We start from the raw sequence: 26,416 nt of genomic DNA on the forward strand, positions 1-26,416 counted from the left end.
CCCCTGGACCATGCGCCCCCGCCCCCACCCTCCGGCCCGGTTCCCTACCCTGCCGATTTCGCGCTCGCGCTGTTGCGCGACATGCTGCGCGTGCGCCGCCTCGAAGAGAAATGTGCCGAGTTGTACGGCGTGGGAAAAATACGGGGCTTCCTTCACTTGTATATCGGCGAGGAAGCCACCGGCATCGGCGCACTGCATGCGCTGACGCCCGACGACAACATCGTCGCGACCTATCGGGAACACGCGCATGCACTCGTGCGCGGCATGGAGATGGGTGTGCTGATGAGCGAAATGTATGGCAAGCGCGACGGCTGCGCGCGCGGTCGAGGCGGCTCGATGCACCTGTTCGACCGGAACACGCGGCTGTTCGGCGGGAACGCGATTGTAGGCGGCGGCTTGCCGCTGGCAGTCGGGCTCGCGCTTGCCGAGAAGATGCAGGCCAGCCGGCGCGTCACGGCCTGTTTCTTCGGCGACGGAGCCGTTGCCGAAGGCGCATTTCACGAATCGATGAATCTCGCGGCCCTCTGGAAGCTGCCGGTGCTGTTCTGCTGCGAGAACAATCTGTACGCGATGGGCACGGCCATCGAGCGCAGCGAATCGCAGACCGACCTGTGCAGGAAGGCCGCCGCGTACGACATGCGGGCGAGTTCGGCGGACGGCATGGACGTCGTGGCCGTGTACGAGGCAGCGAAGGCCGCGGTCGAATACGTGAGGCGCGGCGCGGGGCCGATGCTCCTGGAACTTCGCACCTATCGTTTTCGCGCACATTCGATGTATGACGCCGAACTCTACCGGGACAAGGCCGAAGTCGACGCATGGAAAACGCGCGGTCCGATCCACACGTTCACCGCGCGCCTCAAGGCCGAAGGCAAGCTGACGGAAGACGCATTCATCGCGCTCGATGCCGGCGTAAGCGCCGAAGTCGACCGTGCGGTCGCGTTCGCCGAAGCCGGCGCCTGGGAACCGGCCGCCGACCTCCTGAACGACGTCTATACGACGACGGGGGGCTCGCGATGAGTCGGCGGCTCACTTATCGCGACGCGCTGCGCGAGGCCCTGCACGACGCGCTGTTGAACGATTCCCGCGTCTTTCTGATGGGTGAGGACGTCGGGCGCTACGGCGGCAGCTATGCGGTGTCGGCCGGATTGCTCGACGCATTCGGGGCCGAGCGCATCCGCGACACGCCGCTGTCGGAGCTCGCATTCACCGGCGCGGGTATCGGCGCCGCGCTGGGCGGCATGCGGCCGATCGTCGAGATCATGACGGTGAACTTCAGCCTGCTTGCCCTCGACCAGATCGTCAATACCGCCGCGCTCTACCACCATATGTCCGGCGGGCAATTCTCGGTGCCGCTGGTCGTCCGCATGGCCACGGGCGCCGGCCGCCAGGTCGCCGCGCAGCATTCGCACAGTTTCGAGGGCTGGTACGCAGGCATTCCCGGCATCAAGGTGCTCGCCCCGGCCACCATCGAAGACGCCCGCCACATGCTGGCGCCGGCCCTGGCCGACCCGGACCCCGTGCTGATTTTCGAGCATGCCGGGCTCTACAACATGGAAGGCGAGCTGACGGACATCGACGGCGTCGACATTCGCACTGCGAAGGTCCGCCGCAAGGGCAACGACGTCGCGATATTCGCGTATGGCGGCTCGCTGCCGAAGGCGCTCCAGGCTGCCGATGCGCTCGCCGGCGACGGCATCTCGGCCGAAGTGACCGACCTGCGCGTGCTGAGGCCGCTCGACGACGCGACGATCATCGCATCGGCGACGAAGTGCCGGCGGGTGGTCGTCGTCGACGAATGCTGGCGCAGCGCGAGCGTCGCGGCCGAGATCATGGCGCGCATCGTCGAGCAGGCGTTCTACGAGCTCGACGCGCCGCCGGCACGCGTATGCGCCGAGGATGTCCCGATTCCGTACGCCCGCCATCTGGAAGACGCGGCATTACCCCAAGTCGACAAGATCGTCGCCACGGTGAAACAATTGTTCTCGTGATTGCTGACGCACTCCGGGAGAGAGGGCATGATCGAATTCACACTGCCTTCCATGGGAGCGGACATGGACGAGGGAACGCTCCTGGAATGGCTGGTCAAGCCTGGCGACGTGGTCAGGAAGGGCCAGGTGATCGCGATCGTCGACACGAGCAAGGCAGCCGTGGACGTCGAGAGCTGGCACGAGGGAACGGTCGATGAACTGCTCGTCGAACCGGGCGAAAAAATTCCGGTCGGCGAGCCGATGGCCACGCTGCTCGAACCCGGTGAAACGCCGCCGGCCGTGAGGCATGCGCGCCGGGCGGCGACGCCTGCCGCGGCCGCAGCAGGCGCGTCGCGCCGCAAGATTTCGCCGGCCGCGCGCAAACGGGCGCAGCAGCTCGGGATCGATCCCGGCGGTATCCCGGGTACCGGCCCGGCGGGCTCGGTGACGCTTGCGGATGTCGAGCGGACGATTGCCGCGGCGCCAGGTCCGGTCACGGCCGGCGCCCCCGGCGAACGCGTTGCCGACATGAGACGGGTGATCGCCGCCGCGATGGAGCGATCGAAGCGCGAAATTCCGCACTATTACGTGTCCGAGACGATCCCGTTGGGAAAGGCATTGGCCTGGCTCGCGGACGAGAACGCGAAGCGTTCCATTACAGATAGGCTGCTTCCCGCCGCGCTCCTGCTCAAGGCCGTCGCCGTTACGCTCGCACGGTTTCCCGAGCTCAACGGTTTCTATCGCCGGGGCGTCTTCGAACCTGCCCGCGGCGTGCACCTGGGCGTTGCGATCTCGTTGCGCCAGGGCGGTCTGGTCGCGCCCGCGCTGCTCGATGCCGACACCAAGCCTCTGACCCAACTGATGCGCGAACTGCTTGACCTGACGCAACGATGCCGTGCAGGCTCGTTACGGAGTTCGGAATTGTCGGAATCGACGATTACCGTCACGAATCTCGGCGATCGAGGCGCCACCGAGGTGTTCGGCGTCATCTATCCGCCCCAGGTCGCGCTCGTGGGTTTCGGGCGGATCGCCGAACGGCCGTGGGCCGAAGACGGCGCGCTCGGCATCATGCCGTCGACGACCGTCAGCGTATCGGCGGATCACCGTGTATCCGACGGCCATCGCGGCGCGCTGTTCCTCGTCGAACTGGGCGAGTTGCTGCAGCATCCCGGGGAGTTGAATCGATGAACGAAACGGACATCCTTTCCGTCGTATTGGAGACGCTCACATCCATCGCACCGGAAATCGACGTATCGGCGCTGCGTGCGGATCGCCCGCTGCGCAGCCAGGTCGATCTCGATTCGATGGACTGGCTCAATTTTCTGACGGGGCTCTATACACGACTCAAGGTCGAGATCCCGGAGCGCGACTACGGTCGTCTGGTCACGCTCGACGATGTCGTCCATTATCTGGTCGATGCGGGTACACGTCTGCCGCGGTCCTAGCGACCGTTGCACGGGGCTGCGAATGCCCGCTTCACGCGCGTCGGCATACGCCGTGCGCGGCAGCGCCAGCACGACGACGTCGACGTGTCCCGCATACGCGTGCAACGCTTGCGCGAGCTGGCGCCCCGCGTCAGCGCGATCGGCTCCCGATGCGCGGCGGCGGCATCGTCCGCTTTGATTTGGCTCAACGGCAGCGCTCGTTACTTGGATAACGTGAGAAAAATACCGACCGACACAACGCGGGCAGAAACCGCTGGTCCTTGTCGTGAGGAATCCGATGAAGCCGCTAAGATGCCACGCAGCCGCGCACACCTTCTATCATCTTGACGAACGTGCCATCACCCACCTCGCATGCGCGGGCCTGGCTTGTTTCGCCGCACGCTCCGACCGGCCGGATCGCTGGCAGACAGCCATCACTCAAAAGCCGGTCGTGTATTGCCTGGGCAAGTGCTACGACGGGCCCAGCGACAGCGAGCACGATATTCGACCGCACATCAGCAGTCACGCGCGTCGTACCGTGCTGCTGGACAATGTGCTCGCCGGCGGGGTCCGCGACCTGAGTGAGTATCGTGAGCGTGGCGGTGGCGCGGCGCTCTCCAGGGCCCGAATCACCCCGCCGGAGGAACTGGTGCGTCTTGTACTCGCCTCCGGATTGCGCGGGCGCGGTGGAGCCGGTTTTCCGGCAGGAATCAAATGGCGGGCGGTCTTGAATGAGCAGGCCTCGACCAAGTACGTGGTCGTCAATGCCGACGAAGGCGATCCCGGCGCATTTTCCGATCGTTTCCTGCTTGAAGATGATCCGTTTCGGGTAATCGAAGGGGCTGCAATCGCGGCGCACGCCGTTGGCGCACACCACGGTTACATCTACCTGCGCAAGGAATACCCGTTTGCCGCACACGTCATGTCGCAAGCGCTGGAGCAGGCGCGCGCCGCCGGGTGGTTGCAGCCGGCGTTCGAGCTCGAGCTGGTCGTTGGGCGAGGCGCCTACATCTGCGGCGAGGAGACCTCGCTGCTGAATGCGCTCGAAGGTCGCCGCCCGGAAGTGCGACCACGGCCACCCCAGATTACCCAGGAAGGGCTCTTTGGCGCACCCACGCTGGTACAGAATGTAGAAACACTGTCCGCAGTGCCATGGATCGTCACACAGGGCGCGGCAGCCCATGCGGATCTTGGATTCTCGCGCAGCCGTGGCACCAAACTCCTGTCGCTCAATTCCCTGTTTCGGCGTCCGGGTCTGTATGAGGTGGAATTCGGTATCCCGCTGACGGATATCGTCGACCATCTCGGCCAGGGGTTGCGCCGCGGCAAGCTCAAGGGCCTCATGATCGGCGGACCTCTCGCCGGTATCGTCCCGCCAGAGCGCTTGGCCACCAGGCTCGGCTACGAGGAAATGCAGGCCATCGACTGTGCGGTCGGGCACGGCGGCGTCATTGCATTTGCTGACGACACGCCGATCATGAAGATCATCGCAGAGGTGTTCCGGTTCGGCGCACGCGAGTCATGTGGAAAATGCACGCCCTGTCATCTCGGCGCACCGGTGTTGGCAGCCATGGCCGATGCCGCGGCGGCGGGCGCTACGATCGACGCTGCCTATTGTCAGCAACTGATCGAGGCACTCGCAGCGACAAGCTTGTGCGGCCATGGACGCGGGCTGGCGGAGTTCGCCCTTTCCGTGCAGCGACATTACCAGGCGGAGTTGCACGAATGGTCAATCTGATCATCGACGGCATTCCTCACGAAGCGACGGAAGGCACGCTGCTGATCGACGCACTGGCCGCAGCCGGCGCGTCCGTTCCGAGCTTGTGCCACGACAAGCGCCTGAAGCCTTCCGGCGCCTGCCGTCTGTGCATAGTGGAACTCGAAGGCCACACTCGGCCGGCTGCAAGCTGTTCGCTCGAGGTGAGCGATGGAATGATCGTGCGCACCCACAGCAAGGCCATCCTGGCATTACGCCGCACGAACCTCGAGCTGATCGCCGCGCACTACCCGTTGTCCGCATCCACCGCCGAGCCAAACCATCCCTTCCATCGCCTGCTTGCAGAGTATGGGGTGCTGCCGGGGGGCGTGCGGGAGGACGGGTTGTTTCAGGACGACACTCACCCCTATCTCGGCGTGTCGATGGATCGCTGCATTTATTGCGAGCGCTGCATCCGGATATGCGAGGAAGTTCAAGGTCAGTTCGTTTGGGAGGCTCGGGGTCGCGGCGAGGCTACGCGCATCGTAACGGGCAAAGGGCCGACGCTGCTCTCCGGTGGATGTGTAAGTTGCGGGGCTTGCGTGGACAGTTGTCCCAGCGGCGCCTTGTTCGACAAGCGGGTTCGTGTCGAGCCGACCGCGTGGACGCGCACCACTTGCGTGTATTGCGGCGTGGGCTGCCAGATGAACACGGGGACTGCTGAGGGTCGGGTGGTGGCAGTGCGTCCTGCCGACAGTCCGGTCAACCGGGGTCATTTGTGCGTGAAGGGACGCTACGCGTTCGAGTTCAACCACGCTACCGACCGCATTACGCGGCCGATGATTCGCCGCGGCGGCACGTGGCACACCGTGAGCTGGGACGAGGCGCTCGACTTTACCGCCGCCCGGTTGCGGGAGATTGTCGTGCGTGACGGACCCGATGCGGTCGGCGTGCTCGGCTCGGCACGTGCGACCAATGAAGAAAACTACCTCGTCCAGAAGTTCGCCCGCGTGGTGCTCGGCACCCACAACGTCGACTGCTGTGCACGCGTGTGCCACACACCCAGCGCCAAGGCACTGAAGACGATGCTTGGCATCGGTGCGGCCACCAACAGTTTCGATGACATCGATCAGGCGCATGGATTTCTGGTCTGCGGGGCGAACCCGACCGAGAATCATCCGATCGTTGGTGCGCGCATCAAGCAGGCCGTGCTCGACGGTGCATCCCTCATCGTCATCGATCCGCGCCGCACCGAGCTGGCGGCACTCGCCGACGTGCACCTGGCCGTGCGCCCGGGCCACAATGTGCCGGTGCTCAACGCAATGGCCGCGACGCTGATCGAAGAAGGGCTCATCGACCAACCATTCCTGGCCGAGCGCGTGACCGGCTTCGATGCCTTTTCCATGCACACCCTCCGCTATTTGCCGGAGACGGTGGCCGCAACCAGTGGCGTCCCCGCCATGGCAATCCGCGAGGCCGCACGGCTCTACGCTCGCGGCAGACCATCGATGTGCCTTCACGGCCTTGGCGTGACAGAGCATCTGCAGGGCACCGAGGGCGTGATGGCACTCGTCAATCTGGCGCTGCTGACCGGCAACCTCGGCCGCCCCGGCGCCGGGATCAATCCGCTGCGCGGCCAGAACAACGTACAGGGCGCGGCCCAGATGGGATGCGACCCGAGGTCGCTGACGGGCGCACAGGCAATCGACAGGGCTGGCGCGCACTTCGAGCAGGTGTGGGGCGCCAGTTTGCCGCCCGGCCGTGGCCTCGACCTGCTCGAGATGATCGACGCGGCGCGGACCGGCCGGCTCCAGGCCATTTGGGCGGTAGGCTACGACATCTATCTTTCGCTGGCCAATGCAAACGACACGGCCGCGGCACTTGCCGCACTTGATCTGGTGATCGTGCAGGACCTGTTCCTGAACCAGACGGCCGAGACATTCGGCACGGTGTTCCTGCCGGCCGCCTCGTTCTTCGAGAAGGATGGCACCTTCATGAATGCCGACCGGCGCGTACAGCGAATCCGTGCTGCCGTGCCGGCCCCCGGCGACGCGCGGCCGGACTGGTGGATCGTTCAGGCGCTGGCGGCCCGCCTGGGCAACGGGCACGGATTCGAATTCGCGGGACCGCAAGCCATCTGGGATGAAGTGCGTGCGCTATGGCCGGATGCCGCAGGGCTCACGTATCCGCGGCTGGAGCGCGAAGACCTGCATTGGCCTTGCCCCGATGAAAACCATCCGGGTACGCCGGTGCTGCACCGTGAGCACTTCGCTTGCGGGAAGACCGCGACGCTGGTCCCGATTGAATACATCCCGACGACCGAGCAGCCTGATGACACGTATCCCTTGTTGCTGACCACCGGCCGCACGCTTCACCATTTCAATGCCGGCACGATGAGCTACCGAACCATCAATGCCACGCTACGGCCCTCGGACACGCTGGACATGGCGCCCGCCGATGCGGCGCGATACGACGTGGCCGAAGGCGAGACGGTGCGGATATCGAGCCGCTACGGCACAACCATTCTGCCGGTCCACATCACCCCTGCCTTACAGGCGGGGCAGTTGTTCAGCACCTTCCATCGGCCCGATCTGTTCGTCAACCGGCTGACTTCGCCGGTGCGCGACCGTCTGGTGCACGCGCCGGAGTACAAGGTGGCCGCAGTCAGGGTGGATAAGCTGAACGGTGAAGCGCACGTGCAAACGCATTCCGTACTGCGTCCTGGTGGAGCTGAAGGATCTCCGTATCCGAAGTGACGAACCCGCTCCACCAGCACGGCAGCGCTTGCCACGCCGAGAACTTCGCAGATCCCGATTCAGGTCGAAACCGACTGCGACGCCGCGGCCTCACGGAGCGACGCATTCCGGGCGCCAACTGCTGGCGACGATCCGCGGCGGAGCGGCCGCCTACCCGCCTCTGCCGCTAGCCGACACGGCCAACGGCCGACAGCCAACCCCTGCCGATGGCGCTTTCCAGGCGCCGCTACGCGCGGAAGCGCTGCTCCTCGATCTGCTGCAGCTTGCTGACTTCTGCGACACCCCCAAGCAGTCTTGCAAGATGCTCGACGATATCGTCGAGCGTGACGATACCGGTGAGTCGACCCGCATCGTCGACGACCGGCATCCGCCGGACACCGGAACGGCGCATCTCTTCGAGCGCGACGCCGACTTCGTCGTTCTCGGATACCACGATCAGGCCGCGCGACATGATCTGGCCGGCAGTCACGTCGCCCGGATCGTCGCCGCGGGCCATCACCTCGATTACCAAATCGCGGTCCGTGACCACGCCGATCGGAATGGCCTCGCCATTGCGATACTCGATCACGACGATATCGCCGACATGCGCATGCCGCATGCGATCGGCCAGTTCAAGCGCACTGCATTCCGCCGTGCACGATTCGACCGGTTGGGTACTGATTCGTCCGATATGCATGATGAGGCTCCCGTTACACGCTCCGTGGAATGCACGCACCTGCCGTCCTGCATCGCGTGCCTACTGCGATCAGGGTAGATGCGGCGCCGCGCGCGGAATTGACGCACGTCAACGCACCGGCCGCTCCGCACGGTTGGTACATGACGAACGACAGCTTCCCGGCATCGCGATCATGCAGGCATCGCCACCCACCGGCATGCCGGCCGTGGGCGCATCGGCCGGCGTGTTCGGCACACTCATCGCCTACACGGTGCTGTTTCCGCAGCGACGCGTCGTGCTGCTGTTTCCGCCGGTGCCGATGCCGGCGTGGCTCTTCGCGGCCGGCCATGCGTTGACCGAACTGCTGTCCGGCACCGGCGGCGCTACGAGCGGCGTCGCGCATTTTGCCCATCTGGGCGGAATGCTCGGTGCACTCGTCTGCCTCGCCTGCTGGACGAAACGAGCACGCGTATCCGGCTAGATGCTGAGATAGCCCTGGAAAAGCCAAGTCGCGCCCGTGCGCCTGCCCGACGTGCCGTCGCCGGCGCCGGTCGCGCACATGCCCGAAAATCCGGGCGAGCCGTCCGGACGGAAGACCGGCGCGAAGGCATACTCGCCGTTGATCGTCACGAAGAAATCCGGATTGAACTGCGACGGCGCGAAAATCGACACCGTGCGGAAGAACGGTTCGGCATCGCCATGCCCCGCAACGCGAGCGGCAAGAGGTGCCGTGGCTTCATAGCGTGCCGGCAACGTATAGATTCGCCCGTCCCGTTCCACCTGTTCCGCCGGCGAAAAAACGAGCTCGACGCCCGGGTATGGCAGGCTGTGAGGCGGCCGGCATACCGGACCATCGGGTCCGAGCACGAGCGGCGGGTGGGCCCAGAGCGACAGCGACAGCGGGCTGGTGCGCTGCGCGAAGTATTCGGAAAGCCAGTTCATGGCCAGTTCTCCTGGAAACGATCCCTTGGCATGGAGATGCGGAGCATGTCTGCCGAATCGTCGCGGTCGCGCCGATGGCCCATCAAGCGTCGCATGCTCCGCCGTGCGGCGCTTGATAACGATCAAGCGTGCGTCTAGCGTGCCGCGCCCGGACGCGGCCCCGGGCAGCTCGCACACAGCCGCATCGCGCCGGATCGATCGGGATCTCGCCAGTAAAAGCGCACGTCGACGGCACCGCGAGCCGGGACGACCACATGCCGGACCTCCTGCACTCCGCGGTCGTGCGCCGATATCGCATATCGTCCGGGCGGCACGCGCGCAAACAGGAACGGTCCCGCCGTGTGCGCATCGAGAATCGACACCTTGCCCGACGAGATCGTGATGTCGACATCGGACAGGTATTCACCGGCCTTCGATGCCAGGGTAATCCGCAAGTTGTATCGTGGCGCGACCGCACGGAACGCTGCAATTTCATCTGCACCGACCCCGCCAGTCACGTACGCAATGCCGTTCTGCTGGATTTCAGCAGGCACGGACTGGGCAAACGCAACGTTCGGCGCGGCCGAAGACAGGATGCACGCAAGCAGCACGCAGGGAAATCGTATCGACATTGGCTTCTCCGGATGACGGGACCATCGCGGTCGTGCAGTGCGGCTCACAAGCAACGGGGGCCGCCGCGGCCGCACATCGTCAAACCGCCGTGATCTCGTAGGCCTGGTCGGTTTCGGAAACGTCGACGGCGGGCGCCGCGTCCCAGCTCCTGTCGCGGTGCCGGAACGGTTCGCGATCGAACAGCGAGCGTCGCATCGCCGACAGGCGCGCACCGGGGGCGAAATCGTCGAACAGCCGGTCGATCTCGCGCCGCAACGTTTCGATCGGATGCCGGAACGGCGCCGCCAGCGAACGCCCCGCGTGTTCCGGCGCCTGCTCCGCGGGCGGCTGCTTGTTGGCGGAATCGTTCATGTGCGTTTCCTTTGCATCAGCGGAGATTTCATTTTCGATCGCGCATTACCGACAGCGTTGATGAAGGTCAACGACGCAGCAGCATGCCGATGCGCTTCACCATGCTGGAGCCTTGATGTCCGTCAACGCGTCGCCACGCCCGCGGGCCACCATGCAAACGAAGGTGCGGCCATTTGGTTGCCGGTTAGTCCGTATCGCGTTAACGCGTGGTCGCCGGGTAGCCACCGCCTCACGTGACTGGGTACGCCTTGGCGAGCGCATCGACGAACGCGTCGAGCCGATCGGGTGCGAGCCGGTTGATGCCGGCGGCCCCTTCCCGGCCGCCGCCGTCCGGGAATGCGCGGCAGAGGCGGTCGGCGCCGCGCGGCGCGGCGATCGGCGCGCGAACGCTGACGGTATACCCGCCGCCCGATGCACACGTCAGCACCGCGTGGGCTCGCATCGGCGCGCCGCGTGCGAGGCCGTTGGCGAAGACGCCGCGCACCCGGCGTGCCCAACGGGCATCGGGAAGGATATAAACGTCGGCGCCTGGCAGCACGATGGCGGCGCGCTGCCGTTCCGCACGCGCGATATCGCGCTGCCGATTGGCGTCGAGGCGGCGCGCCAGCGGCGACATCGCGAAATCGAGCGGGTCCGCATACGGCCGAAGGGTCAGGTAGACGGCGAGAGGTGCCATGAACAGGTCGTCGGGAAAATCGCCGTAGCCGTTGTAGTTGACGGCTTCGCCGAGCGCCTGCAACCGCTGCGTGTCGGCGTCCGTGAGGCCGCAATCGGCGGCGAGCCGGCCGGCGACGTGGACGAGGTTGTCGCCGTACGCCCCGACCACCGCCCAGAGGCGTTGCCGGCCCGCCAGGTATCGGTCGACAATCACGCTCGTGCAGATGTCCGGCGCCGTATCGATGTGCGCGCGAAGGAGTGGATGATCCGGCACGTCGCCGGGCAGGTGGTGATCGAAATAATCGACCTCGACCCCGCGCGCGAGCAGCATGCCGAGCGCCTCGCGGTTCACGTCGAGCGACACGTCGAGAACGGTGACCGCATCGCCTCGCGTGGCCGGCACGCGCGCCAGCAATGCAATGTCGCGCTTCGGGCCCGTCACGAGCACCGACTCGGCCGGCATCGCGAGCCGAAGCTGTTGAAGCGCGCAGATGCCGTCCGCGTCGCCGTTGAATGCGTCAAAGCGGGTCATAGGACGTGACTCCGGATGGCCGCATGAATCGAGGAGCTTGCACCATGGAACATAGCCCGTTCAGTCTGTTTGCCTTCGCCTCCAGCCGCGCCTTCGGCGAGCGAATCGCGGCCCATCTCGGCGTGACGCTTGCCGCGCACGAGGAGCGTCCGTTCGAGGACGGCGAACACAAGACGCGTCCGCTCGCCAGCGTGCGCGGGCACGACGTCTACGTCGTTCAGTCGCTGCACGGCGAGCCGGGCAGTTCCGTCAACGACAAGCTTTGCCGGCTGCTGCTGTTCGTCGCCGCGCTGAAGGACGCGTCTGCCGCACGCGTGTGCGCGGTGACGCCCTACCTGTGCTATTCGCGCAAGGACCGCCGCTCGCAGCCGCGCGATCCGGTGTCCACGCGCTACGTCGCGACGTTGCTCGAGGCGGTGGGCGTCGATCGCATCGTCGCGATCGACGTGCATAACCTCGCGGCGTTCCAGAATGCGTTTCGCTGCCCTACCGAGCATCTCGAAGCGAACGGCATGCTGGTCGAATGGTTCGCCGGGCAAGCAGGCGACCGGCCGGTCGTGGTCGTATCGCCCGACGCTGGCGGCGTGCGGCGGGCGGAGGATTTCCGGGCGCGACTGGAAACCCGCCTCGGGCGCCCGGTCGACGCCGCATTCGCCGGCAAGCTGCGCAGCGGCGGCATCGTGACGGCCAAGCCGATCGTCGGTGAAGTCTCGGGCCGCTGCGCGGTCATCGTCGACGACCTGATCGGCGCCGGCACGACGCTCGCCCATACGGCCGAGGATTGCCGGGCGCTTGGCGCGCAAGCCGTCTACGCGGTCGCGACGCACGGCATGTTTTTCGACGGCGCTGCCGAGCGGCTCGGTAGCGGCCCACTCACCGCCATCGCGGTCACCGATACGGTGCCGCCCTGGCGTGTGCCGCCCGGTCCGCTCAGGGACAAGCTCGCGATACTCGACAGCGCGCCACTCTTCGCCGAGGCCATTTCGCGTATCCATCGCGGCGGCTCGCTCACGGACCTGCTGCGGCGCTGACGTGGCTCGCTACCCACGCGCGTTCGCAGTCGTCGAGATGCCGCCATGCCAGCGCAACATAGGCGCGTGCGCGATCGCGCCACGCCGACGTCGCCCGGAATGCAGGCTCGCGCAAGTGCCAGGCGGCGAGACGCGCGCGCGTCATCGCGCGACAGCTCTGGTAGAAGTGCACGCAGCCGCCGTCGACATCGTCGCCGCTTGCCGCGCGATAGGCATTCAGCAGCGTGTCCGCAAACCAGGAAACGCCGAGTCGCTCGCATTCGAGCGCGAGGAAGCCGATTTCGTCGGCGGAATCCTGTACTCTCAGCCTCCGGCAGAATTCAAGGCAATCGATGATCGCGACCGGATCGTCGACGCAGATATGCTCGGGCCTCAGGTCGCCGTGCCCTTCGACGATGCGTCCGTGTCGCACGCGCCGGTCGAAGCGCGCGGCGTCGCCCGCCAGCAGCGCGTGCTGCCGCGCGCAGATCGCACGCACGGCATCGACTGATTGGCCCGCGATCGGCTTGCGCAGCGCGCGTTCGTTGCTGTCGATCGTGCAGCTCAGCGCGTCGAGATACCCCGCTTCGTCGATGCGCGCGGGCGCCAGCGAGCGGTAGAACGTGCCCAGGCGGGCGGCGATGCGGCGCGCATCGTCCGGCGTGGCCATTCCGCTCGACAGCACACGATCGAGCATGCGCCCGGCCGGCAGGCGCCGCATCTTGACCAGCCAGTCGACGGTTTCGCCAAGTCCGCCCGCGTGCAGGCCGCCTCGGGCATCCATGACCAGCGGCACCGCGTCGAGGTAGACGTCGGCCGCAAGCCGGCGGTTCAGGCGCACTTCCTCGTGGCAAAAGCGCCGACGCGCGGCAAGCGAGCGGAAATCGAGCTGCGGCGCACGCGCCGGTTTCTTGAGCTTCCACGCGTGCCGATCGGTCAGGAATACCCACGACATATGCGTTTCCACCGCGGTGACTGTCGTCGTGCCGTCCGGCCACGCGCCAGGCGTGCGCAACGCGGCCACCTTTTCGTTCAGCGCGATCGTGCGATGACTCAGGGCGTGGGCGTCGCTCATGCGGCTTGCTGTCCGGCGTGCTCGTCCGGTGCCGTGCCCAGCCGGATGACGAGGGCCGCCAGCGCCGGAGAAATCGACGGCTGCGGCGTCATGACAGGCTCCAGCGCGCGCACGGGCTCCGGCAACGTCGACAACTCCCGCAGCGCATGCACACGGCTCGCGTCGAGCCCGGGTGCCGCGAGCCGCATTCCGTCGATCATGACCGGCCGCAGCAGCGGCGTTCCTTCGATGCGCTCGCCATCGAGACCGAGGCAGTCGCCGGCCATCCGGCCATCCGGGCCGTACCGCCGGAACACCTGCTTGCGGCCGGGCCGGGTCGCCTTGCCTTCGGCGCGCTTGCAGCGCGGCGCACCTGCATACTCGACGAGCTTGTACGCGCAGTCGAGATACGGTGCGTCCGCCGACGTGCTCATCCGCGTGCCGATCCCGAAGCCGTCGATCGGTGCATGCTGGCGAACGAGATCCTGCAGCCGGTATTCGTCGAGATCGCCGCTCGCGAAGATGGTCGCGTCGGTCAGCCCGCCCTGGTCGAGAATCGTCCGAACGCTGCGCGCATGGGCAGCCAGGTCGCCGCTGTCGATCCGCACGCCCTTGATGCGCAGGCGCTCGGGCGCCAGCCGGCGCGCAAGTTCGACCACCTTGTGCGCGGCGTGTGCGGTATCGTACGTGTCGATCAGCAGCAGCGCGTTGTCGGGCTGGGATCTCGCAAAGTGCTCGAATGCCAGCGATTCGTCGTCATGCGCCTGGACGAACGAATGCGCCATCGTGCCGTAAGTGGGAATGCCGTAGCGCAAGCCGGCGAGTAGCGTCGCCGTCCCGGAGAATCCCGCCAGATAGCTGGATCGCGCGGACAGCATGGCCGCTTCCGCGCCATGCGCGCGCCGCAGGCCGAAGTCGACGAGCAATCTGCCATGCGCGACGAGTGTGGCGCGCGCAGCCTTGCTGGCGACCAGCGTCGCGTAGTGGAGCAGGTTCATTACGCGGCTTTCGACGAACTGCGCCTCGCGAAACGGCGCCGTGATGCGCAGGATCGGCTCGTCGGCGAAGAACACCGTGCCTTCCGGCATCGCATCGACCATGCCGGTGAAGCGAAAGTCGGCGAGCGATGCAAGGAAGTTCGCGCGGAAGCGCCCTGTTGCGGCCAGCCGTTCGATGCCGGGCATGCCGAAGCGCACACCCTCCAGATAGTCGAGCACGGGTTCCAGCCCCGCCGCCATCAGGAAACCGCGCGACCGCGGCAGCGCACGCACGAAAAATTCGAAGCTGGCCACGTCGTTCATTCCCGCATCGAAGCCGGCCTGCATCATCGTCAGTTCGTACAAATCCGCGAGCAACTCGACGTCGTCGCCCGTGTCGGGCAAGGATCCGGCCATCATGCATCCTTTCATGTCGCCCGTGCGCGATCGTTCAGCCGTCGTTCAGCCGCCCCCGCGCGGGATGCCGGCACGCCGCCCCATTGCGAGCGACCATGCCTGCACAATCCAGCATAGATCGCCGTCCGGTGCAGGAATTGCGCGAGATCAAGGGGGCCCGGCGGCACGTACGCTGAGCCTCTCTTGACCGGGGTCGATCCGCGAAGCGATGGAAATCCCGGCCGTTCGTGCTCGCCGGTGCACTCGTGTTGCTGGTAGCCGTGAGCGCGCGGCTCTATCCGCCTATCGCGCGGTGACGGGCGACCGCCGCAGAGCGGCCGTCAGACCGTGAACGTCTGAGATTTCCTCATTTCAGCCGACGAACGATCAGCACCGAGACCGCGACGACGGCCGAGATTGCTGCAGATAGCAGCAACACGTATCCGATCAGTCGCCAGAATTCGGCGACGCGCTGCTCCAGTATCCATGCGCGATAAGACGTCACGTTGCTCGCTGCGTCGGCATACGACGCGCGATAAACGAAAAGCGGCATGCACACGTCGTGCTCGGGTATCGGTGCAGTCAGCAACGACCCTGCCCGCAGCTGCCCCACGCGCGCGCATTCCGCCGTATTCATTCCGTCAACGATTGCCGTGCTGATCGGGTGGTCGTAAATCGCGCCGATCCACGTAGCGGCACTCGACAGCAGTACGCAAAGACCGACGCCGGCAAGCCAGCGGCGCGGCATCGGAAAGCGGAATGCGCGCCGGGGCTCGCTACCCACGCTGCTTCTCCTCGAAATACGGCTGACGTGCCGCGACGAGACGCAACTCGTCGAGCAACGCCGCGGCAGCACGCAACAGATCGTCGAGCGTGACGATGCCGACCAGTTGGCCGTCGTCGCCGACGACCGGAAGCCGGCGTATGCCATGCTGCCGCATGCGCTTTGCGAGCAGCCAGACATCTTCGTCGCCGCTTGCGATCGCGACGGGTTCCGACATGATGTCCCCGACGAACAGCGCACCCGCCTCCGCGCCCGGGCTCACCACGGCGAGCACGATGTCGCGGTCGGTCACCATGCCGACCGGCAGAAGGTGCCCTTCCCGTTCACGCACCACGACCAGATCGCCAGCGTGCGCATCGCGCATCCGTTCAGCTGCCTCGACGACCGTGATCGTTGCGAAACACGTGGCGACATCGCGAGTGCAGAGCATCGCAGCATTCATGTCATCTCCTGGTTGTCCCGGGCGACGCGAATCGTCACCACGGTTCGGACATCCTTGACCGTCGATCAACGTCTGTCCCGCTCCTGACCGATCAAGCGATCGACAGTCGATCGGCGACTTCGCGCACACCTGGCGCCAGTCGGGCGGCATCGAACGCAAGCCGCCGTTCGCCCAGCGAATCCACTCGCCCGGTCAACGTCACGCAGCCCCCTGAATGGCGATGCCGACGTGTCCCGCTTGTTGCGCCGCGTGGCGAATCGGCGCCGCGTCGATCCTGACTGCGATGTCGGACTGCGTCGATCGATGGATCCCACTCGAGCTCCCGCTCGACGTCCTTCTCCGGCCCCCTGTCCGCCTTCATGATCGTTGGCGCCGGTTCGCTTCCGGTTAAGACAACGGTAGCGCAGGACCGCACGCAAGAATTGACGCAGGTCAGTGCGAAAGCCCGTGCGGGCGCACGATAGATGTCGTGACCGGCATCGTCCGACGCACGGCCGTTACGGCCCCGACGCGGCTTTGATCCGTCCGGCCCGGTTCGATGAGGCGCAGGACGATCCGGCGTCCGTGTGTCGACAGGCAGACATGCGCTTCCGCGAGCTGGCCCATATCGAAGAATCCATTCGTCTGCTTGAACAGACCGGGGCCTGCTTCCACAAAGCGACGCGCGCGATCCGCACCGGCAGGCTGCTCACCCCGCGCTCGCGTGCGGCTCGCGCACAGTGAGCCCGCCGGCAATCGACCGTGCAAAGCCCGACAGTTTCCCGGAAGCGCTGCCGTCGCGGATATCGTGCCTCGAGATCGCGCAGGTCGCGACAGGCCGGTGCAATAACTGCGCCGCCATCTGGCCGAATGCGGTCTGATCGCCTCGACCGCCCATCGTGCAGAAGAAGGCAGTCGATCGCAGTGCATGCCCGTGACGCGCGAGCCAGGTCGATACAGGTGTCGAAGCACGTCCCGCCCACACCGGCGTGCCGATCACGACGACGTCGTAAGCCGACGGTTCGCACGTGGTCGGCTGAAGGTCAGCAACGCGGTGATGCATCACGTCCGCCAGCGAACACAGGTAGCCGATCACGCCCGAGCGCCGCCGATTGTCGGTTTCCTGCAACCGTTCGCAATCTGCATCGAGTTCGGCGGCCAGTTGCCGCGCGAACGCGGCTGTCGTTTCGCTGCGCGAGTAGAAGACGACAAGGATGCGTCGAGGTACGTTCATGATTCACTCCGTGCGCCGGTCGAAAGCCCGGAAACCAGCTTAGGTGCCGGATATCGGAACGGCGCTGACGCAGGTCAACATGCCCTCGGCCGGCCGGTCGACAGTATCCCTGTGCGAGTACCATCGATATCCCGGACATTTGCCATGTGGTATGACCTGATCGAACTGCAACGGCAATGGCTGCGTGCATGGCATGCAGGAGCATGGCATGCAGGAGCATGGCATGCGTATGGCCTGTGGCCTGACGCGGCGTCGGGGTGTTATGCCGATCTGATGGAACCCTTGCTCGACCCGGATGCCGCCGCACCGCCATTCGCGATCGGTACGATCGAGCTGGCTGGCCGGCGCATCGACGTCGACGACACGGTTGTTGCGCATACCCCGTTCTGCTCGCTGCGTCGCTTCTCCCGCCCGAGTGCCCAGCGGGCGATCCTGCTCTGCGCGCCGCTTGCCGGACACGCGGCCGTGATGATGCGCGAGACGGTCGAAACGCTGCTGGCCGACGGCGACGTGTTCATCACCGACTGGATCAATGCGCGCGATGTCCCGCTCGCCGCGGGTCGATTCGGCCTCGACGAATACGTGTCGATGCTCGACGGCTTCATCGATGCGCTTTCGGCTGACGCCCGGCAGGCACATGTCGTCGCCGTCTGCCAGGCGACCTTTCCTTCGCTCGGCGCAATCGCGTTGCGCGGGCAACGCGGGGCTGTATTACCGGCGAGCGTGACGCTGATCGGCGGCCCGCTCGATGCACGAATCAATCCAAGTGCGCTCGGGATCGCGGCCTGCTCGCATTCGCTCGCCTGGTGTCGCGACACGCTGATCGACGTGGTGCCTTCCGGGTTCGCGGGGCGTGGACGCCATGTGTTCCCGGCCTATTTGCAGCGTGCGGAAATCGCGATCGCGTATCCGCAACGGTATCTCGCGCTGCTCGAACGTTATCGGCAAGCCGCATCGAGCGGCGATGCGGACTCGCTCGCAACCGTGCGCCGTGCGTTGCATGAATATCTTGCGCTCGTCGACATGCCGGCCGAGTATTTCCTCGATACCGTCGACATCGTCTTCCAGCGCGCCTGCCTGGCGAGCCGGACATGGGACGTCCGGGGCGTGCGGGTCGAACCCGCTGCGCTTCACGACGTCGTCCTGACGACTGTCGAGGGGATGCGCGATGCCGTCACCGGCGCCGGGCAAACCCACGCCGCACTGGATATGTGCAGCGGCCTCGCACCGGGCGCGCGGCAACGCATCGACGTCGAGGACTGCGACCACTACGGACTGTTTACCGGTGAACACTGGAGCGCCGACGTGCATCCGGCATTGCAGGCGGCATTCGCCCGCGCCGAACACGGCCGACGACGCTCGCGCGCGGCTTGAGACGGCGGTGTCCCCGGGGTTCAGCATGTCCGTACTGCGCGGCGCGAACCGTGCCTCCGGCAAGTCAGGCCGGAACAATCGCGCTCATTGCGGTTGCGGACGCTCGGTGCGCGCGGCCTGTTCCGCAGCCGCCACGCGGCGCTTGACCGCGAGGAAGCTGTCAGGGCTGACCGAAATCGAATCGATTCCGCACGCGACGAGAAAATCGGCGAATTCCGGGTGGTCGCTCGGCGCCTGTCCGCACAGACCGACCTTGGTGCCCGACTTGTGCGCGGCCTCGATCACGCTCGCGATCATCCACTTCACGGCTTCGTTCTGCTCGTCGAACAGGCCGGCCAGCTCCGCCGAATCCCGGTCGACTCCCAACGTCAGCTGGGTCAGGTCGTTGCTGCCAATCGAAAATCCGTCGAAACGTTGCGCGAAATCGCTCGCCAGAATCACGTTCGACGGTATCTCGCACATCACGTAGACCTGCAAGCCGTCTTCGCCGCGTCTGAGTCCGTTCTCGGCCAGCACGTCGAGTACCTGGTCGGCTTCTTCGGGTGTACGGCAGAACGGGATCATCACGATCACGTTCCTGAAGCCCATGTCGTTGCGCAGCCGCGCGATCGCCCGACATTCGAGCGCGAAGCCGGCGCGGTAGCGCGGCGAATAGTAGCGCGACGCGCCACGGAACCCGAGCATCGGATTCTCTTCGTGCGGCTCGAATTGCGCGCCGCCGATCAGATGCGCGTATTCGTTCGTCTTGAAGTCGCTCATGCGGACGATGACCGGCGCAGGATGACAGACCGCCGCGATGCGCGCGAGACCGCGCGCCAGTCGATCGACGAAATAGTCGGACGGTTCGTCGTAGCCCGCGGTCAGGGTCGCGATAGTCCGCTGCACTCGCTCGTCCTTCAGTGCATCGTAGTGCGCCAGCGCCATCGGATGGACCCTGATATGGTTGCCGATCACGAATTCCATGCGCGCGAGCCCGATCCCGTCGACAGGCATGCGCCACCAGCGGAAAGCCGCGGCCGGGTTCGCCAGGTTCAGCATGACCCGGGTGCGGGTTGCGGGAATATTCGTCAGATCGATCGCTTCCACGTCGTATTGCGCGATGCCCTCGTAAACGAAGCCCGCCTCGCCCTCCGCACACGACACCGTCACCTCCTGCTGATCGTGCAGCAGATGGGTCGCATTGCCGGTGCCGACGATGGCCGGCAACCCCAGTTCACGGCTCACGATGGCGGCATGCGAGGTACGGCCGCCATGATCGGTGATGATTGCCGCGGCGCGACGCATCACCGGAACCCAGTCCGGATCCGTCGTGCGCGTCACGAGCACCGAGCCGTCGACGAAGCGCGCGATGTCGCGCGGACTGTCGATCACGCAGACGCTGCCGACCGCGATGGCCTCGCCGACGCTCACGCCGGCGAGGAGCTTCCGGCCGGTCTGGCCGAGACGGTAGGTCTTCACGGCGCTGGCTTCGCGGCGGGACTGCACCGTTTCGGGACGGGCCTGGACGACGAACAGTTCCCCGCTCATGCCGTCCTTTGCCCATTCGATGTCCATCGGCTGACCATAGTGCGTCTCGATCGCGCAGGCCCAGCGCGCGAGCGTCAGGATGTCGGAGTCCGGGAGGACAAAGGTCGCGCGCTCGGCCTTCGAGGTCGGCACGTTGCGGGTCGGCGCGTCCTTGTCGCGCGTATAAACCAGCTTGCGCGCCTTTTCGCCGAGCGTCTTGCCGATGACGGGGCTGCACGCCGGATCGGCGAGCAGCGGCTTGAACACTTCATATTCGTCCGGGTTGACCGTGCCCTGCACCACGTTCTCGCCGAGCCCCCACGCTGCGCTGATCAGCACCACCTTGTCGAAACCGGTCTCCGTATCGAGCGAGAACATGACGCCGGCCGCGCCGACATCCGAACGCACCATGCGCTGCACGCCGATCGACAGCGCGACGCGCAGATGATCGAAGCCCTTCTCTTCGCGGTATGCGATCGCGCGGTCGGTAAACAGCGATGCGTAGCAACGGCGGCACGCGGCAAGCAGCGCGCGCTCGCCGCGCACGTTCAGGTAGGTTTCCTGCTGGCCGGCAAAGCTCGCGTCCGCGAGATCCTCGGCGGTGGCGCTCGAGCGCACGGCCACATCGACGTCGTCCTGCGCTGCCTCGCGGCACATCCGACGGTAAGCCTCCCTGATCGCGTCGGCGATCTCGGCGGGCCATTCGGCGTGGAGAATCGCCTGCCGGATCGACGCGCCGGCTTCGGCAAGCGCTGTCTTGCGCGCGTCGAACGCTTCGAGCGTGGTGCCGATGCTCTGCCGCAATCCGTTGGCATCGATGAACCGCCAGTACGCATCCGCGGTCGTCGCGAACCCAGGCGGCACGGCCACGCCCTGCGCGGACAGGTTGGCGATCAGTTCGCCCAGCGACGCATTCTTTCCGCCGACGCGCGCGACGTCGCCGCGACGCAGATCGTCGAACCAGACGATGTGTTCATTCCCTTGATTCATGACGGATCTCCGGTCGTCGCGGCGAGGTTGCCAGCGACTGGCGCGCGTTGGTCGATGGCCATCCGGTTTCGCCCCTGCGGCCAGCCGGACACGACGAATGCACGTTCATGCTGGCTCCGCGTCGCGGCCTTGCGGCTGACCTGAATCAAGAACGGTTGCCGCTCGCCGCAGTCGGTTCCGCTTGACGTCAGTCAACGGCTGCGCCCGGTCGTTTCGTACGCTCCGGATCAGGTGTGCGTCGATCGCGCCCGGCCATCGAAAGGAGTCCGACCATGGCGACCGTGCTTACGCTCAGATCAATCCGTGTCGCAGCCGTCGCCGTATCGGCCGGATTCGTCGTATCGGTTCATGCGCAGGATCCGGGAGCGGCACCATCCGGCGCGCAGTCGCCGGACGTCGAGGCGACATCCGAACGCGCGTCGCCGGCTTCCGCCCCGACGTCGGGAAACAGCGATGACGGAAAAACGCGCGCCCAGGTCAAACGCGAACTGGAGCAGGCCCGAAGGGTTGGCGAAATGGGACGCATCACCCGGTTTTTCGGCGGTGGCAGCTGATTTCCATTGCGTCGCGCCGTGCAGCACGTCGCGCGTTCCGGAGGGCAAGGACGCTTACGATGCCCCGTTCGTCCCACGTCGGCGCGTATCGAACGGCGCGGCCGCGCGCCGCGTCGGCACCGCGGATTCAGTACAGCAGAAACGCCGCGCGCGCTTGCGCGAACGCCGCCGCCTGCGTATCGACGACCCGTTCGATGTCGTCGAGCGGCCGCCCCGCTTCCAGCATGTCGGCCACCTCGCGCGAACCGACCGATGCGCGAATCGCGTCGATCCGGAACAGTTCGGGATACCGACGGTGCAAAACGAGCGCGAGTGCGAGCCCGATTTCGCCGGGTTTTGCCGCGCCGCGCAGTCGCGCAATGCGCACACCTTCGCACGGTACGCCGCGATAGGGCCCTTCCGCCGGCACGAAGCGAACCGGCGCAAAGGTTGCGCCGAGCCGCATCGCACGAAGATCGTCGGCGAGTGCACGGCCGTCGATCCACGGCGCGCCGACCACGCCGAACGGCGTCGCGGTGCCGCGCCCGACACTGAGCGCCGCACCTTCGACGAGCCCCGTCTCGGGATACAGCGACAGCGCGCCGGCATCGCGCAGGTTCGGCGACGGCGGCACCCAGCCCAGCCCGGTGGCGTCGAAACGCATCGCGCGCGCGTAGTGCGCCATCGGCACCACGGTAAGCGCGGCGCCGATTTGCAGCCGGTCATTGAACAGACGCGCGAGTTCGCCGATCGTCATCCCGTGCTGAAGCGGCAGCGGGTAATAGCCGGTGAACGTGCGCGGCCCCGGGTCCGCCACCGGGCCGCCGACGACATCCGCGCCCAGCGGATTCGGACGGTCCAGCACGAGCACCGGACGATGCGCGGCAGCCGCCGCCTCGAGCGCGTAACCAAGCGTGGCCAGGTAAGTGAAGAAGCGTACGCCGGCATCCTGCAGGTCGATCACCAGCACATCGGCGTCGGCGAGCAACTCGGGGGCGATCCGGCGGCCGCTGCCGTAGAGGCTGTGAACCGTCACGCCGGTCGCGGCATCGATCGTGTCGCCGAACGTTTCGTCGACGTCGGTGCCGAGCCCGTGCTCGGGCGCGAACAGTGCAACGAGCCGTGCGCCCGGCGCGTGCGCGAGCAGGTCGGCGGTGCGCGTGCCGAACCGGTCGAAGCCGCTGCGATTCGTGATCAGCGCAATGCGCTTGCCGGCCACGGCCGCGAATCCGTTCGCCGCGAGCACGTCGATGCCGGCCAGCACCGGTCCGTGCGATGCCGGCAGCCGGCCGCTACGGGCGACGGCCTCGGCCATCGCGGGTGCGCGCGTGGCGATCTGCGGCAACGTCGAGGGCCCCGCCCCGCTCGATACGATGCCGAGCACCTGCTCGCGCAGCGGTGCGGCGGTGCCGGTTTCATCGGGATACAGCCGGCTCGTCAGCACGACCGCGAAGCGGCGCGTCACCGGATCGATCCACAGGGCGGTGCCGGTGTAGCCGAGATGCTGCAGCGCGCCGACCGCGGGCAGCCGGTAGCGGTTCGCGACGAGCGGCGCCGCGACCGCCCAGCCGGCCGTGCGCAGGTCGCCGTCGGCATCGAGCGTGGCCGGCGTCTCGAGCGTCGCGATGCTGGCGCGGCTCAGCACGCGTGCCGAGCCGAGTGTGCCGCCGTTCAGCAGCATGCGTGCGAAGCGCGCGAGATCGTCCGCGCTCGCGAACAGGCCCGCGTTGCCCGCCACGCCGCCCATCGCGGCGGCGATCGGGTCGTGCACCCGGCCCCTGAGCAGGCGGCCATCCCGGACGACCGTGGGCGCGACACGCGCCAGCAACGACGCAGGCGGCCGAAACGCGGTGCTCGCCATGCCGAGCGGCGCGAATATGTGCATCGCGCACCACGCGTCGAGCGGCCGTCGCGACACGCGCTCGACGATCTCGCCGAGCGCCACGTAGTTGACGTCGCTGTACCGTACGCGCGTGCCGGGCCGCGCATCGGGCGCCATCGCGACGATGTCGGCCAGCACCGCCGCGCGGCTGCGCAGCGCGCGAGACGACGACACGCCGGGCGGCAGCCCGGACATATGCGCGAGCAACTGTCGAACCGTGATGTCGGCCTTGCCGCGCGCGGCGAACGCGGGCCAGTAGCGTGCGGCCGGCGTGTCGAGATCGAGCTGCCCGCGCTCCGCGAGCTGCATGACGGCGACGGCCGTCGCCACGGGCTTCGTCAGCGACGCGAGATCGAAGACGGTATCGGCCGTCATCGCCTCGGCGGCCGTGCCCGTCACGCGCAGGCCGCGGGCCACGCTGACGCGCACGCCGTCCGCATCGCCCGTCACGACGACCGCGCCGGCAAGATGGCGATCGGCGATCTCGGCGGCAATGGCTGCGTCGATCGCGGCGGCCGGCGGTAGCGCGGCGGCCCGGTCAGCTTCCGCCCGCGCGCAGACGGGTGCCAGCGCGAGCAGCAGCGCGCCGGTCAGCGCGGCAGCGCAGCGGGATCGTAGCGATTGCGCGGATTCCACAGCATCCATCCGTCCGTGCCGGCCGTATCCGCGGCGTCGACCTGCGCGCGAATCTCATCCGCATCGAATTCCCGGTGGTCGAACGCGTAGTCGCGAAACGCCTGCAGCCAGGGCCGAAAGCGCACGCCGGCGAGCCCCGTGCGGTGCATCGCTTCGGTCAGCGAACGTTCGACGATCTCGCCCGGATGATCGGTGGGTTTGCGGCAACCGGGCAAGCCCCACGTAAAGCCCGACGGGTACAGCATCGGCGAAATGTAGTCGACCACCCCGCCCAATGCGCCGAGCCGTTGCCCGATGTGCGTGTCGTCCTCGTTCCAGCACACGTAGCCGAAGATGTCGGCCGACACATAAACGTTGTACGGCCGCAGCCGCTCGCGCGCCCCCGCCAGGAATCCCGTGATCGCGGCCACGCGGTTCGCTTCCGTATTGGGCTCGCTGAAGCGCAGGTCGTTCGCATCGGGAAAGCGCAGGTAGTCGAACTGGATCTCGTCGAAACCCAGCTTCGCCGCCTCTTCCGCGACGTCGAAGTTGTGTGCCCATGCCGCCTGCACGGTCGGATCGATCCATCGCAAGTGCTCGCGATCGCGCCAGATCCCGCCGGCCGTATCGCGCACCGCCCAGTCCGGGCGGGCGGCCGCGAGCGGATTGTCCTTGAACACGACGATGCGGGCGATCAGGTACAACCCGCGCGCATGAAACGTGCGGATCAGGCCCGCCAGGTCGGGGACGCGCGGTGCCGGATCGCTTGCCGCGCCGATCGCTTCGCGTGCCGCGCTGCGATAAGGGGTCATTCCGCGATCGCCCTTCACGTCGATCACGAACGCGTTGACGGCCGTGCGGCCCTGCAGCGCGAGCGCCGCGTCGCGCAGCGTACGGTCCGCGATGCCGTAGGCGGACAGGTAGACCGCTTTCGGACGCACGGGTGTCATGCGAATCGTATGCGTGACCCCGGCCGCCGTCAGTTCGACTTCGGTTCGTGCGTAGCCTGGCGCACGCACGCTCAAGCGTGTACCGGTCGTCTCGACCTCCAGCGAAAACGCTCCGTCGCCATCCGCGGTTCGGCTCACGCCGGACGCGTAGCCAATCGCACCGGCCAGCGGGCGCCCGTTCGTGGCATCGACGACCGTGATCGTCACCGGTGCAGCCTGCGCGGCGAAACCGGCGAGCGACAGCAGGAGGCACGCAATCAGGCGGTCAATCATGGCTTCCCCCGGCGGTTTGCAGCAATCCGTTCATGCATCGTGCGTCGCATGTATCCGTCATCAAATAGCGCGGCAGTGCCATTGCCGGGTCCGTGAGCCGAACGGGACGCGCATCGAGCGTGAAGGCGGCGACATAACCTTCGCGAGCGGCCAGTTGCTCGGTTTCTTCATCGTGGACGCCGAACGGCCAGGCCAGCAGCCGGATCGGCTTGCCGGTTTCGGACTCGAGCCGCTCGCGGGAACGGCTCAACTGGACGGACACGAAGCGCCGGTAGTCCTCCGCGGTGCGCCGGGCGCGCTCGGTGTGAAAATTCGGATGCCAGTACGTATGGGACTCGATGTCGACTCCGCCGGATCCGCCGGATCCGCCAAGCGCGCGCAGCTGCTCCCACGTCATCGCGTAGCTGGCGTTCGAGATTGCCGACGGATAGATGAACAGCGTGACCGGTACCGGGTGCCGGGCCAGCAACGGGCGCAGTATCTCGTAGACGGAACGGTGACCGTCGTCGACCGTGATCGCGACCGCCCGCGCCGGCACCGCATCCGCCTGGCCGCCATGCCAGCGCACCACGTCGGCGAGCGGCACGATGCGATAGCCGCTTGCCTCGATTGCATGCAACTGGTTGCGGAATGTCTCGGTACGCACCGTCATCGAATCCAGGCGCTCCGCTGCAAACCGGTGATAGACGAGAATCAGCACGCGTTGCGGCGCCGGCACGACGGCGTCGGCCGATGCGGCCGGCAGCACGCACGACAGGACGAACAGACAGACGATCAAGCGTAAGACCATGGCGCACCTCGGGTAATCGCTACCCTATTCTTCCC

General features: G+C 66.7%; 25 protein-coding genes. 11 read left to right on the forward strand and 14 right to left on the reverse strand.

What is annotated here, in order from left to right:
• The first annotated feature begins 3 nt into the window (after nt 1-3).
• From pdhA to fdhF, 6 genes are all read left to right on the forward strand, one after another.
• Nucleotides 4-1,017: a pyruvate dehydrogenase (acetyl-transferring) E1 component subunit alpha gene (gene pdhA, locus GD429_RS21500; protein WP_152859900.1), complete on the forward strand. Its 1,014-nt coding sequence runs from the start codon at nt 4-6 to the stop codon at nt 1,015-1,017.
• Complete coding sequence (locus GD429_RS21505) at nt 1,014-1,988, forward strand: alpha-ketoacid dehydrogenase subunit beta (protein WP_152859693.1); 975 nt, start codon at nt 1,014-1,016, stop codon at nt 1,986-1,988. Before pdhA ends, GD429_RS21505 begins: the two co-directional genes overlap by 4 nt.
• The gene (locus GD429_RS21510) at nt 1,989-3,155 is read left to right on the forward strand and encodes a dihydrolipoamide acetyltransferase family protein (RefSeq protein WP_227791705.1); all 1,167 of its coding nucleotides are present in this window, start codon (nt 1,989-1,991) and stop codon (nt 3,153-3,155) included.
• Nucleotides 3,152-3,412, forward strand: coding sequence for an acyl carrier protein (locus GD429_RS21515; RefSeq protein ID WP_152859695.1), 261 nt, complete (start codon nt 3,152-3,154; stop codon nt 3,410-3,412). The genes GD429_RS21510 and GD429_RS21515 overlap by 4 nt, the downstream gene beginning before the upstream one ends.
• Before the next feature lie 277 nt (nt 3,413-3,689).
• Nucleotides 3,690-5,129 (forward strand): NADH-ubiquinone oxidoreductase-F iron-sulfur binding region domain-containing protein, encoded by a 1,440-nt coding sequence (locus GD429_RS21525; protein WP_152859697.1) that lies wholly within the window; start codon nt 3,690-3,692, stop codon nt 5,127-5,129.
• Nucleotides 5,117-7,843 carry a formate dehydrogenase subunit alpha gene (gene fdhF, locus GD429_RS21530; RefSeq protein ID WP_152859699.1) on the forward strand — a complete coding sequence of 909 codons (2,727 nt, stop codon included), beginning with the start codon at nt 5,117-5,119 and terminating at the stop codon, nt 7,841-7,843. The genes GD429_RS21525 and fdhF overlap by 13 nt, the downstream gene beginning before the upstream one ends.
• A gap of 226 nt (nt 7,844-8,069) precedes the next feature.
• On the opposite strand, the gene GD429_RS21535 is transcribed toward fdhF, so the two are convergent.
• Nucleotides 8,070-8,519, reverse strand: coding sequence for a CBS domain-containing protein (locus GD429_RS21535; protein WP_152859701.1), 450 nt, complete (start codon nt 8,517-8,519; stop codon nt 8,070-8,072).
• A 172-nt stretch (nt 8,520-8,691) separates the two neighbouring features.
• Here GD429_RS21535 and GD429_RS41190 point away from each other — a divergent pair, with 172 nt between their 5' ends.
• The gene (locus GD429_RS41190; protein ID WP_415748949.1) at nt 8,692-8,979 is read left to right on the forward strand and encodes a rhomboid family intramembrane serine protease; all 288 of its coding nucleotides are present in this window, start codon (nt 8,692-8,694) and stop codon (nt 8,977-8,979) included.
• On the opposite strand, the gene GD429_RS21545 is transcribed toward GD429_RS41190, so the two are convergent.
• From GD429_RS21545 to GD429_RS21560, 4 genes are all read right to left on the reverse strand, one after another.
• Nucleotides 8,976-9,440 carry a hypothetical protein gene (locus GD429_RS21545; RefSeq protein WP_152859705.1) on the reverse strand — a complete coding sequence of 155 codons (465 nt, stop codon included), beginning with the start codon at nt 9,438-9,440 and terminating at the stop codon, nt 8,976-8,978. The genes GD429_RS41190 and GD429_RS21545 overlap by 4 nt on opposite strands.
• A 134-nt stretch (nt 9,441-9,574) precedes the next feature.
• Nucleotides 9,575-10,051: a carboxypeptidase regulatory-like domain-containing protein gene (locus tag GD429_RS21550; RefSeq protein WP_152859707.1), complete on the reverse strand. Its 477-nt coding sequence runs from the start codon at nt 10,049-10,051 to the stop codon at nt 9,575-9,577.
• 79 nt (nt 10,052-10,130) lie between these two features.
• The gene (locus GD429_RS21555) at nt 10,131-10,403 is read right to left on the reverse strand and encodes a hypothetical protein (protein ID WP_227791706.1); all 273 of its coding nucleotides are present in this window, start codon (nt 10,401-10,403) and stop codon (nt 10,131-10,133) included.
• Between the two features lie 229 nt (nt 10,404-10,632).
• On the reverse strand, nt 10,633-11,592 hold the full coding sequence (locus GD429_RS21560) for an acetyltransferase (protein ID WP_152859709.1): 960 nt from the start codon (nt 11,590-11,592) through the stop codon (nt 10,633-10,635).
• A 44-nt stretch (nt 11,593-11,636) separates the two neighbouring features.
• Between GD429_RS21560 and GD429_RS21565 the strand changes: the two genes are divergently transcribed.
• Nucleotides 11,637-12,623: a ribose-phosphate diphosphokinase gene (locus tag GD429_RS21565; RefSeq protein WP_193727159.1), complete on the forward strand. Its 987-nt coding sequence runs from the start codon at nt 11,637-11,639 to the stop codon at nt 12,621-12,623.
• Here GD429_RS21565 and GD429_RS21570 read toward each other — a convergent pair.
• The 5 genes from GD429_RS21570 to GD429_RS42100 all read right to left on the reverse strand — a co-directional run bounded on the left by GD429_RS21570 (nt 12,601) and on the right by GD429_RS42100 (nt 16,616).
• The gene (locus GD429_RS21570; RefSeq protein WP_152859713.1) at nt 12,601-13,677 is read right to left on the reverse strand and encodes a hypothetical protein; all 1,077 of its coding nucleotides are present in this window, start codon (nt 13,675-13,677) and stop codon (nt 12,601-12,603) included. The two genes, GD429_RS21565 and GD429_RS21570, sit on opposite strands and share 23 nt — an antisense overlap.
• Nucleotides 13,674-15,053 carry a nicotinate phosphoribosyltransferase gene (locus GD429_RS21575; RefSeq protein ID WP_152859715.1) on the reverse strand — a complete coding sequence of 460 codons (1,380 nt, stop codon included), beginning with the start codon at nt 15,051-15,053 and terminating at the stop codon, nt 13,674-13,676. The genes GD429_RS21570 and GD429_RS21575 overlap by 4 nt, the downstream gene beginning before the upstream one ends.
• A 343-nt stretch (nt 15,054-15,396) precedes the next feature.
• Nucleotides 15,397-15,777: a hypothetical protein gene (locus tag GD429_RS21580; RefSeq protein ID WP_152859717.1), complete on the reverse strand. Its 381-nt coding sequence runs from the start codon at nt 15,775-15,777 to the stop codon at nt 15,397-15,399.
• Nucleotides 15,778-15,805: 28 nt separating this feature from the next.
• A complete protein-coding gene (locus tag GD429_RS21585) occupies nt 15,806-16,255 on the reverse strand; it encodes a CBS domain-containing protein (protein WP_152859904.1) in 450 nt (149 codons plus the stop codon).
• A 91-nt stretch (nt 16,256-16,346) separates the two neighbouring features.
• Nucleotides 16,347-16,616, reverse strand: a complete 270-nt coding sequence (locus GD429_RS42100) for a BON domain-containing protein (protein ID WP_152859719.1) — start codon at nt 16,614-16,616, stop codon at nt 16,347-16,349.
• Nucleotides 16,617-16,837: 221 nt separating this feature from the next.
• Between GD429_RS42100 and GD429_RS40555 the strand changes: the two genes are divergently transcribed.
• Together GD429_RS40555 and phaZ are read left to right on the forward strand one after the other, a co-directional pair.
• Nucleotides 16,838-16,978 carry a hypothetical protein gene (locus tag GD429_RS40555; RefSeq protein ID WP_193727164.1) on the forward strand — a complete coding sequence of 47 codons (141 nt, stop codon included), beginning with the start codon at nt 16,838-16,840 and terminating at the stop codon, nt 16,976-16,978.
• Nucleotides 16,979-17,612: 634 nt separating this feature from the next.
• A complete protein-coding gene (gene phaZ / locus GD429_RS21600) occupies nt 17,613-18,842 on the forward strand; it encodes a polyhydroxyalkanoate depolymerase (protein WP_152859906.1) in 1,230 nt (409 codons plus the stop codon).
• Between the two features lie 84 nt (nt 18,843-18,926).
• On the opposite strand, the gene ppsA is transcribed toward phaZ, so the two are convergent.
• Nucleotides 18,927-21,338 (reverse strand): phosphoenolpyruvate synthase, encoded by a 2,412-nt coding sequence (ppsA, locus tag GD429_RS21605; RefSeq protein ID WP_152859723.1) that lies wholly within the window; start codon nt 21,336-21,338, stop codon nt 18,927-18,929.
• Nucleotides 21,339-21,610: 272 nt separating this feature from the next.
• On the opposite strand from ppsA, the gene GD429_RS21610 reads away from it, so the two are divergent.
• Entirely contained in the window at nt 21,611-21,892 is a 282-nt protein-coding gene (locus GD429_RS21610; protein ID WP_152859725.1) for a DUF4148 domain-containing protein, read from the forward strand.
• Between the two features lie 127 nt (nt 21,893-22,019).
• Here GD429_RS21610 and GD429_RS21615 read toward each other — a convergent pair whose 3' ends face one another.
• Genes GD429_RS21615 through GD429_RS21625 form a run of 3 tightly spaced genes read right to left on the reverse strand, consistent with a single transcriptional unit; the run spans nt 22,020 to nt 26,381 of the window.
• The gene (locus GD429_RS21615; protein ID WP_152859727.1) at nt 22,020-24,398 is read right to left on the reverse strand and encodes an exo-beta-N-acetylmuramidase NamZ domain-containing protein; all 2,379 of its coding nucleotides are present in this window, start codon (nt 24,396-24,398) and stop codon (nt 22,020-22,022) included.
• Nucleotides 24,344-25,591, reverse strand: coding sequence for a putative glycoside hydrolase (locus GD429_RS21620; RefSeq protein WP_152859729.1), 1,248 nt, complete (start codon nt 25,589-25,591; stop codon nt 24,344-24,346). The genes GD429_RS21615 and GD429_RS21620 overlap by 55 nt, the downstream gene beginning before the upstream one ends.
• Nucleotides 25,584-26,381: a polysaccharide deacetylase family protein gene (locus GD429_RS21625; RefSeq protein ID WP_152859731.1), complete on the reverse strand. Its 798-nt coding sequence runs from the start codon at nt 26,379-26,381 to the stop codon at nt 25,584-25,586. The genes GD429_RS21620 and GD429_RS21625 overlap by 8 nt, the downstream gene beginning before the upstream one ends.
• Nucleotides 26,382-26,416: the final 35 nt, after the last annotated feature.

The sequence above is a fragment of the Burkholderia sp. BE17 genome, assembly GCF_009362305.1.
GTDB lineage: Bacteria > Pseudomonadota > Gammaproteobacteria > Burkholderiales > Burkholderiaceae > Burkholderia > Burkholderia pyrrocinia_C.

Coding starts and splice junctions, on each gene's coding strand:
- GD429_RS21505 (WP_152859693.1), top strand. CDS start 1,014: ATGAGTCGGCGGCTCACTTATCGCGACGCGCTGCGCGAGGCCCTGCAC.
- GD429_RS21515 (WP_152859695.1), top strand. CDS start 3,152: ATGAACGAAACGGACATCCTTTCCGTCGTATTGGAGACGCTCACATCC.
- GD429_RS21525 (WP_152859697.1), top strand. CDS start 3,690: ATGAAGCCGCTAAGATGCCACGCAGCCGCGCACACCTTCTATCATCTT.
- fdhF (WP_152859699.1), top strand. CDS start 5,117: ATGGTCAATCTGATCATCGACGGCATTCCTCACGAAGCGACGGAAGGC.
- GD429_RS21535 (WP_152859701.1), bottom strand. CDS start 8,519: ATGCATATCGGACGAATCAGTACCCAACCGGTCGAATCGTGCACGGCG.
- GD429_RS41190 (WP_415748949.1), top strand. CDS start 8,692: ATGCAGGCATCGCCACCCACCGGCATGCCGGCCGTGGGCGCATCGGCC.
- GD429_RS21545 (WP_152859705.1), bottom strand. CDS start 9,440: ATGAACTGGCTTTCCGAATACTTCGCGCAGCGCACCAGCCCGCTGTCG.
- GD429_RS21550 (WP_152859707.1), bottom strand. CDS start 10,051: ATGTCGATACGATTTCCCTGCGTGCTGCTTGCGTGCATCCTGTCTTCG.
- GD429_RS21555 (WP_227791706.1), bottom strand. CDS start 10,403: ATGAACGATTCCGCCAACAAGCAGCCGCCCGCGGAGCAGGCGCCGGAA.
- GD429_RS21560 (WP_152859709.1), bottom strand. CDS start 11,592: ATGACCCGCTTTGACGCATTCAACGGCGACGCGGACGGCATCTGCGCG.
- GD429_RS21565 (WP_193727159.1), top strand. CDS start 11,637: ATGGAACATAGCCCGTTCAGTCTGTTTGCCTTCGCCTCCAGCCGCGCC.
- GD429_RS21570 (WP_152859713.1), bottom strand. CDS start 13,677: ATGAGCGACGCCCACGCCCTGAGTCATCGCACGATCGCGCTGAACGAA.
- GD429_RS21575 (WP_152859715.1), bottom strand. CDS start 15,053: ATGATGGCCGGATCCTTGCCCGACACGGGCGACGACGTCGAGTTGCTC.
- GD429_RS21580 (WP_152859717.1), bottom strand. CDS start 15,777: ATGCCGCGCCGCTGGCTTGCCGGCGTCGGTCTTTGCGTACTGCTGTCG.
- GD429_RS21585 (WP_152859904.1), bottom strand. CDS start 16,255: ATGAATGCTGCGATGCTCTGCACTCGCGATGTCGCCACGTGTTTCGCA.
- GD429_RS42100 (WP_152859719.1), bottom strand. CDS start 16,616: ATGAAGGCGGACAGGGGGCCGGAGAAGGACGTCGAGCGGGAGCTCGAG.
- GD429_RS40555 (WP_193727164.1), top strand. CDS start 16,838: ATGCGCTTCCGCGAGCTGGCCCATATCGAAGAATCCATTCGTCTGCTT.
- phaZ (WP_152859906.1), top strand. CDS start 17,613: ATGTGGTATGACCTGATCGAACTGCAACGGCAATGGCTGCGTGCATGG.
- ppsA (WP_152859723.1), bottom strand. CDS start 21,338: ATGAATCAAGGGAATGAACACATCGTCTGGTTCGACGATCTGCGTCGC.
- GD429_RS21610 (WP_152859725.1), top strand. CDS start 21,611: ATGGCGACCGTGCTTACGCTCAGATCAATCCGTGTCGCAGCCGTCGCC.
- GD429_RS21615 (WP_152859727.1), bottom strand. CDS start 24,398: ATGGATGCTGTGGAATCCGCGCAATCGCTACGATCCCGCTGCGCTGCC.
- GD429_RS21620 (WP_152859729.1), bottom strand. CDS start 25,591: ATGATTGACCGCCTGATTGCGTGCCTCCTGCTGTCGCTCGCCGGTTTC.
- GD429_RS21625 (WP_152859731.1), bottom strand. CDS start 26,381: ATGGTCTTACGCTTGATCGTCTGTCTGTTCGTCCTGTCGTGCGTGCTG.